The sequence below is a fragment of the Desulfocastanea catecholica genome (assembly GCF_054657295.1).
Map to the genome: position 1 here is coordinate 1 of NZ_BAAHYZ010000048.1, position 13,274 is coordinate 13,274.

At 50.9% G+C, this 13,274-nt stretch carries 13 protein-coding genes; all 13 read right to left on the reverse strand.

From position 1 onward, the window contains the following. Window positions 1-415 (reverse strand): biotin/lipoyl-containing protein (locus ACYQ8U_RS21690; protein ID WP_459947658.1); only part of this gene is annotated, 415 nt, incomplete at its 3' end. Between the two features lie 117 nt (window positions 416-532). After that, on the reverse strand, window positions 533-820 hold the full coding sequence (locus ACYQ8U_RS21695) for an OadG family transporter subunit (RefSeq protein WP_459947659.1): 288 nt from the start codon (window positions 818-820) through the stop codon (window positions 533-535). A gap of 407 nt (window positions 821-1,227) precedes the next feature. Continuing rightward, a complete protein-coding gene (locus ACYQ8U_RS21700; RefSeq protein WP_459947660.1) occupies window positions 1,228-2,145 on the reverse strand; it encodes an electron transfer flavoprotein subunit alpha/FixB family protein in 918 nt (305 codons plus the stop codon). 10 nt (window positions 2,146-2,155) lie between these two features. Beyond that, window positions 2,156-2,926, reverse strand: coding sequence for an electron transfer flavoprotein subunit beta/FixA family protein (locus ACYQ8U_RS21705; RefSeq protein ID WP_459947661.1), 771 nt, complete (start codon window positions 2,924-2,926; stop codon window positions 2,156-2,158). A 95-nt stretch (window positions 2,927-3,021) separates the two neighbouring features. Continuing rightward, entirely contained in the window at window positions 3,022-5,025 is a 2,004-nt protein-coding gene (locus ACYQ8U_RS21710; RefSeq protein WP_459947662.1) for a heterodisulfide reductase-related iron-sulfur binding cluster, read from the reverse strand. A gap of 1 nt (window position 5,026) precedes the next feature. Further along, window positions 5,027-5,488, reverse strand: a complete 462-nt coding sequence (locus ACYQ8U_RS21715; protein ID WP_459947663.1) for a PaaI family thioesterase — start codon at window positions 5,486-5,488, stop codon at window positions 5,027-5,029. Window positions 5,489-5,518: 30 nt separating this feature from the next. After that, window positions 5,519-6,370 carry a 3-hydroxybutyryl-CoA dehydrogenase gene (locus tag ACYQ8U_RS21720; protein WP_459947664.1) on the reverse strand — a complete coding sequence of 284 codons (852 nt, stop codon included), beginning with the start codon at window positions 6,368-6,370 and terminating at the stop codon, window positions 5,519-5,521. Between the two features lie 65 nt (window positions 6,371-6,435). Further along, on the reverse strand, window positions 6,436-7,722 hold the full coding sequence (locus ACYQ8U_RS21725) for a thiolase family protein (RefSeq protein ID WP_459947665.1): 1,287 nt from the start codon (window positions 7,720-7,722) through the stop codon (window positions 6,436-6,438). Window positions 7,723-7,836: 114 nt separating this feature from the next. After that, entirely contained in the window at window positions 7,837-9,594 is a 1,758-nt protein-coding gene (locus ACYQ8U_RS21730; RefSeq protein ID WP_459947666.1) for an acyl-CoA carboxylase subunit beta, read from the reverse strand. Between the two features lie 67 nt (window positions 9,595-9,661). Next, window positions 9,662-10,819, reverse strand: a complete 1,158-nt coding sequence (locus ACYQ8U_RS21735) for an acyl-CoA dehydrogenase family protein (protein ID WP_459947667.1) — start codon at window positions 10,817-10,819, stop codon at window positions 9,662-9,664. Window positions 10,820-10,977: 158 nt separating this feature from the next. Next, window positions 10,978-11,739 carry a CoA-transferase subunit beta gene (locus tag ACYQ8U_RS21740; RefSeq protein WP_459947668.1) on the reverse strand — a complete coding sequence of 254 codons (762 nt, stop codon included), beginning with the start codon at window positions 11,737-11,739 and terminating at the stop codon, window positions 10,978-10,980. Window positions 11,740-11,763: 24 nt separating this feature from the next. Beyond that, window positions 11,764-12,741 (reverse strand): CoA transferase subunit A, encoded by a 978-nt coding sequence (locus ACYQ8U_RS21745; RefSeq protein ID WP_459947669.1) that lies wholly within the window; start codon window positions 12,739-12,741, stop codon window positions 11,764-11,766. 393 nt (window positions 12,742-13,134) lie between these two features. Then, a complete protein-coding gene (locus ACYQ8U_RS21750; protein ID WP_459947670.1) occupies window positions 13,135-13,269 on the reverse strand; it encodes a helix-turn-helix domain-containing protein in 135 nt (44 codons plus the stop codon). Window positions 13,270-13,274 lie beyond the last annotated feature (5 nt).

Consider the following 13,274-nt stretch of genomic DNA (forward strand, 5'->3'; position numbering starts at 1 on the left):
CGGCCTGGACACTATCACCGCCGGCAACGTGGATTGCCAGAATCTTGCCGGCGCAGGGCGAGTTGACCTCGGTTTCCATTTTCATGGCTTCCATGAGTACCAGAGGTTGATCCACGACAACTCTCGCGCCTATATCAACCAGGACTTTGATGATGGTACCGGGAGTCGGCGCCTCCACATCGGTTCCTTCCTTCTTTGGAGCGACAGCAGCGGCCGGGGCGGATGCACTGGCGGGAGCGGCCTTGATGTCACCTGCCTCTGAGGCCGTCACAGATAAATTCTGGGCACCGTCCACAGTTACGACAGAAACGTTGTATGATTGGTTGTTAACAGTGATGATGTAATTGCGCGTCCCTGTAGCTGCGGGAACAGCCGGGGCAGTCTTGTTCAGTTTTTCATTCCCTTTATTGCTCACAGTTCCTCTCCTCGCCTAGAATATTTAATATTTAAGCTGTGACTCTGTTGGTGGATTTTCTATTTCGAGTTAGGGGGCAGAAAACACTCACTATCCCCGAAAAGTTCATATTCAAAGTTATTTCTCGATACACATTTCATCCTCGTAGGCGGCAATGGCTGCGGCAATAACTGCAAATTCCACACCTCCATTACCCACAGCAACTTCTTGTCCCACAGGAACTTCTTGTGCTTTTATTCTGCTCTCAGCCCGTAGGGCTCGATCTTTGGCAATTGCCTGAATTTCGCGCGCTGCAGCTTTTCTGGTCAAGAACGCCACAAAGTTGATAAGGATAATCATCATCAAGAGAAAGAGCATGACGGTGGCCATGCCAACGACCATAAGTTTGACACCTTCAAATATCATTGGATTCTTGCCTCAGTTCTGTTACAGGGGGGCCTGTCGATAATCAGTTATCTCCAGGACCACCCAGCCATTTCCGGATCGCGTCGCTTTTGCCTTAGCGCAGATTTCTCATGAACATTGTGTCAATTTTCATAAATTGAATGATATTCCAATGTGTTAAACATATTTTTCTTTCATTTGAAAATCATACACTATGTTCATGAGAAATCCGGTTTAGAGGTCAATGAGATAGGATTCCTCCGCCGATGGCGTTGAATGTCCCCAATGTTCCTGTCGTGTGGAATCATCAAGTACTCTATAAAACAACCACGTGGAGAGTTGGTTTAAAACTATGACTCTCCACGCATGAGGAATAATAATGAATCCCACAAACACCTATTTTGCATGATGTGGATTCCACCTACTCCCTACATCGCTCCGATCTTCTCAGTGAGTACCGGGATAAATTGTTTCAGGTCGGCAACAACCAGGACATCGGCAACTTCCCCAATGGGTGCATCCTTGTCGGTATTGATCGCTACCACAAATTCGGATTTTTTCATCCCGGCGAGATGCTGGATTGCACCGGAAATACCACAGGCAACATATAACTTCGGGGAAACTGTCTGACCGGTAGTGCCGACCTGGCGGTTATGTTCCGCCCATTCAGCATCTACGACCGGTCGACTGGCGCCGTATTCTCCACGCAGAACCTTGGCCAGAGCGGCAACAATAGCAATATTCTCCGGCTTGCCTATGCCGCGTCCGGCACTGACGATCACCGACGCTTTGGTCAGGTCGACCCCGCCTTTCTCGGCATATTCATAACCGGTGAATTCAATCTTGCCGACTGCGCTGGAACTGATCTTTTCAACCGTGGGATTACCTGTCGGTTCATCTGTCAAACTGAATGCCCCAGCCTGCAGGGTCAACACGGTAATGTCGGTATTTGGAGCGACCTTGCGGCGCAATTTGGAGTTGCAGACCGGCACGACAGGAAGCCCGTCGATGAAATCCACTACCTCGGATATCTGGGCAGCTTTCAAGGCATGCGCCACCCTCGGGGCAAGGTCCCAGCCATAAGAAGAGTGACAGAAGATCACCATATCCGGTTTGACTTTGTCGATCGTCTCCAGCAGCAGTTGTTTATGGACATCCGGGTTAAATTCGCCGCAGCTTGCTGCATCGGCAAGATATACTGTCCCCTCAAACTTGGGCAGCTCGTTTTCACTGCCGACGAGAAACATTGCACTCTCCGCGTCAACTTTTTTTGCAAAGGCTATCAGATCGTATACGCCGCTTTGCAACTTCCCTTCTCTATATTCAGCAACAAGTAATGTTTTCATCAGATGCTCCCTAAGCCAGAACTGCGGTTTTTTCTTTAAGAATCTTGATTAATTTGTCTGCCAATTCGGTGAGATCCCCTTCGAGGACGAGACCGCCGCCTTTCTTTTCAGGGAAGTACAGGACCTTGGTCTCCTGGACGGCCGAGGTTTTCAACAGATCTGTCACCGGAACGCTGAGCAGTTCCTTTTTCTTGGCCTTCATAATATTGGGCAGCGTAGGGTAACGCGGAGTGTTGAGACCAAGTTGACAGGTCATAAGTGCGGGGACTGGTACTTTCACCACCGCCTTCACTCCACCTTCAAGCTCCCGTTTTGCCGTGATGGTTCCATTTTCAAAGACAAAGTCAACAATCGTTGTCACACAGGGTATGCCAAGTGTCTCAGCCGCCAGTACTCCCACCTGAGCACTTCCCCGGTCCTGCGATTGCAACCCGGTGAAGATCGCGTCATAGGATTTGCTTCCGGCATGCTCGGCAATAATTGATGCAATGGAAAAAGGGTCTTTTGAAAAGCTTTCATCATCGGCCACATGAAATCCCCGGTCGCAGCCCATGGCCAGTGCCTTCTTCATCGTCTCCTTCACCCGTTCGGGACCAATGCACAGCACGGTCAAGTCTCCACCCGTCTGCTCCTTTAATTGCACTGCCTGCTCAACCGCATATTCGTCATATTCGTTCATCCGCCAGGCCAGGTCGGCGCTGTCGTACCAGCTTCCTTGTCCATTGACCTTGAATTTCGATTCCATATCGGGAACCTGTTTGATACAAACCAGAATATTCATAATGTTCTCCTTTAGTCAGTAATCAACATCTGAAAAATATAGATTTTTTTATCCTCGACAGGTTCGCCTGAGCGGTTCCCCTGACAACTTTCCGTTCATGTCTGTGCCGACGGCTGGACAATTCGTTCCGCCAGGATCTCCGCGATATCACGTGGACGAAGAGACTCCTCCACCTCCGCACCCTTCACCCCATCCTCAAACATGGTCAGGCAGAAAGGACAGTTGGAAATCAGCACATCGGCCTTCGCCGCCGCTGCCATCTGCACCCTGTGGATATTGATGCGACTTCCCAGTTTCTCTTCGGCCAAGATCCGGCCGCCGCCGGCACTGCAGCAGAACGCCTGGTCGCGATTCCGGTCCATCTCGGTAACAACGCCGCCGGCCTTGGCAATGAGCGCACGAGGGGCCTGGTAGATGCCATTGTGACGCCCCAGATAGCAGGAGTCATGATAGGTACAGGAAAAGCCCTCAGCCTTGAGCTGCAGGCGACCGGAGGTGATCAGCTGTTCCAGGAAGACCACATAGGAGACAACCTCGGCTTCCAACCCTAGATCCCGATAATCCTTTTGCAGGGTGTTGTAGCAATGCGGACAGGTAGTGACGATTTTTTTGACCCCGTACGCCTTGATGACCTCGATATTCTCCATCGCCTGAGACTGATAGAGGTACTCGTTGCCCATCTTGCGCATCGGCTCACCGCAGCACTTTTCCTCCTTGCCGAGGATGCCGACCTTGACCCCAGCGGCCTGGCAGAGGCTGACGAAGCTGCGGGCGACGGCGATGTTGCGCTTGTCGAAACTGGCGTAGCAGCCGACAAAGTAGAGAATATCAGCCTCCGGCTCCTCGGCGAGGGTCTTGATCCCCAGATTTTCGGCCCAGTCGCCGCGCGAGGCATAGCCCATCCCCAGGGGATTGCCGTTGACCTCAGTCTGCTCCATGGCGGTCATCACTTCGTCGCCGGGGAACTCTCCTTCCATGAGGACCAGATTCCGCCGCATCTCGACGATCTTGCCGACATGCTCGATGCCGGCCGGACAGATATCCTGACAGGCGCGACAGGTCGTGCAGGCCCACAGGGCGTCCTTGCCGATTGTCTCAATCAGATTGGCATCCGGTTGGGGAGAAAAAGCAACCCGGCCCATGTCGTCGATGATTTTCATCGGCGACAGTGGCTTGTCGGTGGCATATGCCGGACACCTGTCCTGACAGCGCTGGCATTTGATACAGGCATCGGTATCAAAGATATCTTTCCATGTAAGATCGGTCAGTTGCACCGCCCCAAAGCTTTCCACCTCTTCATTTTCCAGTTCGATGGTCTGCAGTTTGCCGGTCGGCCCTCGATCCGCCAGAACCATGTTTACGGCAATGGTGACCATGTGTCGAAATTTTGTGAATGGAATCGAGATAATGAACACCATGACCAGCAGCAGGTGGAACCACCAGGTAAAGGCATGCAACTGCTGCAACCCCGTCGCGTCCATCCCGGACATGGCTTTGGCGAACACCAGTCCTACCGGAGACCAGTAAGCAAGCGAAGTACCCAGTTCCGTCACCGCCATCCGGGCGCCTTCGATCACAAAGCCGGTGAGCAGTATCAAAAAGAGCAATCCGTGCATGAAGGCATCATTCCAGGTGCTTTCAAGGGTACCGGATTGAATAAAATAGCGCCGGACAAACAAGGCTCCCATCCCCAGAAGGGCGACAAGGCCGGCGACATCCAGGGATACGGAGAATATTTTATAAAAAGTGCCTTTTAAAAATTTGATGTCAAAGAGAAGATCAGTGAAATCCGCCTGCAGCACAATGAGCGCGGTGCCGATGAACAGCACGAAGAAGCTCCAGAAAAAAGCTCCATGGGCGAGGCCCGGCCAACGGACTCTGATGACTTTTGCCTGTCCCAGCACGGTCACGGTCGCGTCGACGATTCTCTGCCACAGGTCATCGGTGCGATCGATCGGTTTTCCCAATCGATATATCTTCAGCCGCTGCATTCCGCCGTAAACCAGTACACCTATCGCGGCTGCAGTGAACAGGTACATCGGCACCAGCGTTGTCCAGCCGTGCCCTACATTCCAATATATTTCACGGGTCGCTTCCATGTTAACCTTCCAGTTTATTGCTAGGGATCTGGACCATCACCGCAGACCCTTCGGCACACAACTTTCCATCGGCTGACAGAGTCAGGTCGACAAAAACCTTCCTCCTCTTGATCGTGTTGACCTTTCCCCGAATCTCGACCTCTATGTTTATCGGTGTCGGAGCACGAAAATCGATCTTCAGAGATGCGGTGACAAACCGGGTCAACGGAGTGTCCGGTTCCGTTCTGGCCTTGGCTGCCCAGGCAGTCGCGGCCCCGTGACAGTCCATAAGGGAGGCAATCATGCCGCCATAGAGAAAGCCCGGATAGCCGCCTGAATGCTTATGACTGGGAGTAAAACGACAAACGGTCTCCTCGCCATCCAAATAGCTCTTAATCTTCAGACCGTCTTCATTGAGTCTTCCGCAGCCATAGCAATGGGCGAATTCATCAGCATAGCGATCTTGAATTGCCAGTTCGGTCATCTCCGCATCCTCCAAAAGTCATTGAATTGTTCATTCATAGGTGTAAAAACCTTGCCCGGACTTGCGACCCAGCCATCCGGCCTCGACATATTGTCGCAGCAGCGGGCAAGGACGGTATTTCGGATCCCCCAGCCCCTGGTGCAAGGTCTCCATAATCGCCAGACAGGTATCGAGGCCGATCAAGTCCGCCAAGGCCAGCGGCCCCATGGGATGGTTCATGCCCAGTTGCATTACTGTATCGATAGCCTCACAATCGCCGACGCCATGGTAAACACAAAAGATTGCCTCATTTATCATTGGCAGCAAAACCCTGTTGGCGATAAATCCTGGAAAATCGTTCGCCTGCACCGGCGTTTTGCCGAGCTTTTCGGTAAGGTCACGAGTACTTTCATATGTCTGGTCAGAGGTGGCGAGGCCGCGGATTATCTCTACCAATTGCATTGCCGGTACCGGATTCATAAAATGCATACCAATCACTTTATCCGGTCTTCGGGTTGTGGCAGCGATCCTGCCGATGGGAATAGATGAGGTGTTGGAGGCTAAAATTACTTGATCCCGACAAATATCGTCCAGCGCCTGAAAGAGCTTGAATTTGACCTGCTCATTCTCGGAGGCGGCCTCGACCACAAAATCGGCATTAGCCATATCTTTCAGGTCGACACTTACTCTGACGCGATCGAGTGCCTGCATGCGATCATTTTCTGATAATCGGCGTTTTTTGACAAGACGTTGCAGACTATCCGCTATCCGCTGTGTGCCATTCTTGACGAACTCATCGTTCATGTCATTTAAGATGACACGAAGGCCGTTTGTCACGGCAACCTGAGCTATCCCGGCGCCCATCTGACCGGCGCCGATGACGCCTATTGTTCGTATTTCCATAACGTGCCTTTTCCATTAATAAGTTTAATCCTTACAGCTGGCTCGACATGTCGAGCCAGCTGGATTTATCTTTTCACGACCATGGCCATTCCCATGCCGCCTCCGATGCACATACTGACAAGTCCGGTCCCATAGCCTTGTCTCTGCATCTGGTACATGGTCGTAACCATCTGCCTGGCTCCGGTACAGCCGACAGGATGTCCTAGAGATATCCCGCTGCCAAGCTCATTGGCTTTTTCCATTTCTATACCAAGCTCCAGCATGCAGCCGATGGCCTGGGCGGCAAATGCTTCGTTGAGTTCAATCATGTCAAGATCGGCAATGCTCATTCCGGTCTGCTTCAGTACCTTGCGGACTGCAGGCACTGGTCCCAGGCCCATATAGGCGGGATCGAGCCCTCCGGAGGCAAATCCTTCAATGGTGACAAGAGGTTCCAAGCCCAATTCTCTGGCCTTTGCCTCACTCATCAGGACAACTGCCGCGGCACCGTCGTTGATACCGGAAGCGTTGCCAGCGGTAACGGTCCCGGCGGGATCAAAAACGGGTCTCAGCCGGGCCATCTTCTCGATGGTCGTCGCCATTGGCCGCTCGTCGGTAGCAAAGATTATTTCTTCCTTTCTCGACTGTATTTTGATGGGAACAATTTCCGAGGTAAAGAGACCATCGGCAATGGCCCGACAGGCACGAGAATGACTCAAAACACTGAGCTTATCCTGATCCTCACGGTTGATTGCATATAATTTGGTAATATTTTCAGCTGTTACACCCATATGATAGCCATAAAAGATCTCATAAAGCGCATCGAAGACCATCAGATCGGTGAGTTCACCAACACCGGATACTTCCATCCGATAGCCCCATCGTGCTTTGGGCAGGGCCAGAGGGGCTCTGCTCATATTCTCCATGCCACCCGCCAGCACAACCTCGGCCTGGCCTGCCATGATCGACTGGGCAGCCAGGGCTATGGCCTTCAGGCCCGATCCGCAGATTTTGTTCACGGTAACGGCAGGAGTTTCCTTAGGAATTCCTGCGGTAATCATGGCCTGCCGGGCTGGATTCTGTCCCTGCCCGGCCTGGAGGACATTGCCCATGATAACCTCGTCAATGGCCACCGGCGCCAACCCCTTGTCCCAGGAACCATGCTCCAGCTCCAAGGCAATGGGTCCCTGCCCTTGCAGCTTATCAGGTCCGACGCCAATCATTGCATCGTCTGCCACCGGCCGGAGACCAACTTTCTCTAATGCCTCCCGCAGCACAGTTGCCCCAAGACGCACCGCCGACACATCCTTCAAGGCACCGCCAAACGCTCCTACTGCTGTCCTGCTTCCACTTACAATTACTGCTCTATTCATTTTTATATCTCCTCTTTGCCACTACCTACGCTCCGGATTTTTGTTCAACAGATGTCGCCTGTCAGGTGTCGTTTCGACATGTACAGCAAAACTTTATGTTACAGTTGGCCCTCTCTATCCCTTGATTATTCGGGGAAGGAGCATTTGATGGACCGGAGTGATCGATCGTGGATTTTGATAATTGGCCCCGACAAACGCCTGAATGTATTTGCGCAGTGCGGGCAACGATACGATTTCATCGACAAATCCATTCATCGCGCAATAGGCTGGGCGTGATTTATCCTGATAATCCTTGATCATCTGGTTCATTTTCTCAAGAACCGGATCGAGACTGTTGCCGGCGGCTTCTTCCTTGACCAGTCGCCGTGCATAGGAAGCAGCGGCAGCCGTCTCACCGTGCATGACATAAATTTCAGTCATGGGGGTGCCGAGGGTAAAGGCATTGTTGTTATTGGCCTGGGGCCCGCACATGATATAATGCGCGGCAGCCGAGCCTTTACGCAGAACAACGCACATCATCGACAGCTCGGTCTGCTCGATCGAATAGACCAGGGACTGGCCAAGAGAAAGCAATTCGGCCTCCTCGGCCAGATCGCCGACATCGATCCCGGACGTATCCTGCAGCCAGACGATGGGCAGGTTGTCCCGCCCACAGAGGGTGACGAATTCCCCCTGTTTGATGAGCCCCTCGCGGTAATGTTTGCCGCCTACCCCGAAATAGCTGTTGTTGGCGTATTCCGGATAATCGGGGAAGAAACCCTGATTATTGCCGATGAAGGCTACGGGAAAACCATCGACCTTGCCGATTCCGGTAAAGACCTCGGGACCATAATCGGAGCGATATTCCATAAACTCACTGTTATCGGTCAGACGGGCGAGAATCTGTTTGGCATCGTATTGACGCTTCTGATTGACGGGAAGAATCCTATTGAGGTCCTCGCCGGGAAACTTCGGCGTTGCCGGTGCGGCAACCCTGAACATGGTAGGATCATAGGCCGGCATCATCCGCATGTACTCCTTGATGCCATCCAATACCCCCTGTTCGGTATCATGAACCTCGCGGAAATATGCGGTCTGATCAAAATGAGTTTCAACCCGGCCGGGACTCTTGGCCTTAAAGCTTTTGGTGGCGTCGATAAGCGATTTTGCCGCTTCCACATCGAAATGTCCTTTCGGGTTCATCCCGCCAACGATGCCGGCACCGCCAACGGCGATATTGGCATCTTTGTGGGCCAGCAGTATCGTTGGACTAATCCCCTGGTATCCGCCACCGGCCGGATTAGTTCCGTAAATGGCGTTTAAAATCGGAATTCCCAGGTGATTGAGATCCGCATGACGAAAAAACGGGGTACCACTCGACCGCCGTCCAGCGTAGACGGTCTCTTGCTCCATCAGTTTGACACCGCTGCAATTGGTCAACCAGACAAGAGGTATATTGAGCCGTTTGGCCATATCGGTAACCATGAGAATATTCTCAGACTGACCCGATATCCACGCACCAGCCATGACTTTGTTATCAAAGCCGATGATTACCGCCCATTTACCGGATATCTTGCCGATTCCATTGACAACCCCGGTACACCCTTCCTCATTGTCGCGGGGATTGTAGAGTGTATGTAAAGGGCACCATGTCCCGGCATCGACCAGATAGTCGAGACGGTCGTAAATGGTCATGCCGCCGCGGTCATGAATTTTTTTGGCAGGAATCCCAGCGTTTTTAACGCGCTCAACCTCTTTGGCAACAAGTTGTTCCTGTTCCCTGACCAAATCAACATTTTCCACTGTACGTGTAATCTCAACATCACTCAAAGCACTGCCGATGGGAGGCATGCTCTCGAAATATGGACGTAATGGTGTTTGGTGACGTGACATACCAATCTCCTTTTCTTCAACTTAAGACTTTAATCTCAACCTATTCCAGCGTTATCATCCGATTCGTTTAACGGTTTTCACTGTCCCCGAGAGCAATTCCGGCAATAATCGTTTTCTGAATATTGCTGGTCCCTTCGACGACACGCAGCGACTGAGCATCGCGCAGGAAACGTTCGGCAGGAAATTCGGTGGAAAAGCCATAGCTGCCGAAGATCTTCATGGTCTCGAGGGCGGCGTGAACCGCTGCTTCAGAGGCGAACAGCTTGGCCATCGAGGTCTGGTATTGGTTGGGCATTCCCTGATCCTTCAGCCAGGCGGCCTGATAGACCAGCAGTTTGGCCGCTTCATGCTCGGCAACCATTTCGGCGATCGCAGCCTGGATCATCTGGTAGCTGCCGATCTTCTTGCCGAACTGGGTTCGCTCGTTGGCATAATTGATGGCTGCCGCAATGGCGCCGCCGCCGATACCAAGTGCACCTGAGGCACAGCTGACCCTGGTGTTGTTGAGCTGGAACATGCAGATTTGAAAGCCCTGCCCGACCTCACCAAGAACCGAATCTTTTGGAATCCTGGCCTGGGTAAATGCAATCTCGCCGGTTGGCGAACAATGGAGTCCCAGCTTGGTTTCGATCGGGGCAGTTACAATGCCTTCATTGTCCTTCAGATTGACAATAAAGCAGGTCATACCTTTGTATTTCTTGCTCCTGTCGGTGAACGCATAGACCAGGCCATAATCACCGACATGGGCGTTGGAGATCCACATCTTCTGGCCATTCAGTTCCCAATGGTCGCCACGATCGGTGGCCGTCGTCCCCATACCTGCAACATCCGACCCCGAATTTGGTTCGGTGATGGCGAAAAAGCCAAAAGAATCGCCTTTCACCCAGGCCGGAATAAAACGCTCTTTCTGCTCCTTGGTGCCAAATTTATTGACGGTGATCGCCGGACCGATATTCTGCATGTTGAGGGGCACCCGCCAGGAACCGCTTACCTTGGCCAATTGTTCGCCGAGGAGAACCGATTCGAAGAATCCGCAACCATTGCCACCGTATTCTTCCGGGATCGCACAGCCGAAGAAACCGAGATCCCCCATCTTTTTAACCAGCTCAGGGCGAAAGGTGTGATTTTTTTCATCTTCCTTAAGGTTTGGCAAGATTTCCTTTTCTGCAAAATCTTTGGCCATGTCCTGCATCATCTTCTGTTCGTCGTTTAATTTAAATTGCATTGTTTTCTCCTTTATTCAGTGTAATTTCTGGCTGTTATTTCCATCTTTCCTGTGGTTTGTACTACCTTAGAGAGAATAATTTCTCTCTGAAGCTCTCCTGATCCTTTACCGGAACACCATCGGCATCGGCTACGTTGTTTTCGGTACTGTTTTCGGTACTATAGAACTAATTTGTGCGGATCGACCTTTTCACGCAGGATCGTCAGTTCCATCTCGGTTGGAGGCGCTGCCTCGATTGCCCGCGAAACATCCACCGAAAATTCCATGTTATCTAGAATATCTTGCGGAGTTACACCAGGATAGTAGTAAGCAAGATACATTTCCTTGGTGTCATTATCGAAATACATAACACCAAGATTGGTGATGACCGCCGTGGGTCCACCAGGCAAAAGCCCTTCCCTCTCCCTGGCCCCCGGTCCATCCAGATAGCCGGGACTTGTCAGATAATCCAACTTGACCGGAAATTTTCGTTTTTCGTGCTGCATGAAAATAAGACTACGGGGTACGAATGAGGCAACATCGCAGGCACCACCGCTTCCGGGAAAACGTATTTGCGGCTGATGATAATCACCAATGCAGGTTGAGTTCAGGTTACCAAACTTATCCACCTGCGCGGATCCCAGGATACCGATCACCCGTTTGCCGGTTTTGCGATTTTGCATTGTTGCAAAAGCTTCGAGCAAACCGCTGTTTGAGACTGCCCCGTACATGACACGAGGGTCAGCGACAGCCATGGGAATTTCTTCAAGCTTTGGGTCGATCGTCCCAGTTTCAAAAAAAATTATGCTGTGCGGAGCGTTGATATGTTTGGCAGCCATGGCCGTGACCATGGAAATACCGGTACCGCAAAAAACAATATCGCCGTCATGAATCTCTCTTGCGGCTATTACCGTCATCATTTCGTTTAATGAATACTCCATCAATTCATTTCTCCTGGTTGCAACTTAGCGCCTGTCCAGACCGATAGCATATCCTGTTATCTTATCAGCGGAGATATTGTCCAGTTGCCCCTCGCCCACCAGTTTCAAAAGACCTTGATGATTTTTGACGCCATGAACAAACTTTGCCAGGTATTCTTTGTACAGCTTGTCATCTTTTGCAAATTGACTGATTTGCCGTAAATAGATGGGATCATAATCGTAACAGTTGTGACATGCTGATGGATAGGCGCCGAACGGAACATGAACAACAGCATCTACATGGATAAAAGGGATTGAATTGTGCTCAGGCCTTTCTCTTAATTGATCCGTATCGACAATCTCTTCGCAGGTTACGATCACCTTCTTTGCGGCTTTGACCTGATCGATATCAGCAAAATTCAGTCCTTCGATTCTGCAGGTACCATTCTTGTCCGCCTTCTGGACATGGATGATGGTGACATCGGGATTGATTGCAGGAACTACGATGACCTTCGCCGCATCTCCCCAGGTGCCAAATGGATTTTCAATAATTTCCAATTTTTTATTTGGTAATTTAGGGTCTTTCGCTCGCATATCTTGAGAAAATCCCCATTTTCCAATTATGTCCGTGCCAAATCCCGATAACGTGGTGCTGAAGGGAGTGCCCATGGCTCCTGCATGGAAGCGGAGCGCCATCTGATAATTTGTGTAATCTTCGACGAGGAGTTCTCCCCGCTGTACAGCCAACTTGAAGCGGATGCATGTCGGGGCCGCTTTGCCGTTGCCGCCGTAGGCAATTTCAAGCCTTGAAATACATCCAGCGCCTATGAGCTCATCAACACCCGTACCGTTCGAATGGGCATAACAATGGAGATTTTTTTTACCCTGCCGCACAATCTCATAAACGGCAGCCATGGGATTTCGATTGACGGTAAAGCCACCGATCGAAATATGACAACCGTCAGTGACATATCTGGCGATTGCCTCCTCGAGTGTCATGACCTTTTCTTGATTGGGATTCATCTCTATAATTCCTTGTTGGATGCAATGTACTCATTGTCATACAGATGTAAAATCATATGCAATAGAGATGCCAATAACAAATTATTTTTTATATTACTGTTATTGCATGAATACTTAGAATTACGGCGAGGCAGGATGGCGAAGACTGGATGTAGGGATAAAACTACAACAAGTAGAGTGATGCGCAGCAAGCCACTGATAAATGACTTGTCTTACATAATTTCATGAAAAATGTAGGATATTTTCTACACTGTAGGGTTTTTCCTGCACACCAGGGTCCAGGTGCAAGCCAGGGAGTAATGTTGTTGCTGCCGATATGTTGCGATATCAGCAGCTGAGAAATTGCAGACTTTAATGCAGGAAATAACACCTTGAGGCTGTTATCTTAGTCAATCACATGTTTTCACTGCCATTGGCAGCGGTTTTTGCTTTATTGAGTTTATCGTACAATGATGTCCGATGAATCCCGAGGATTTCTGCCGCTTTCGTTTTATTGCCCTGAACAGATCGTATGACATCGGCAATCACCCTCC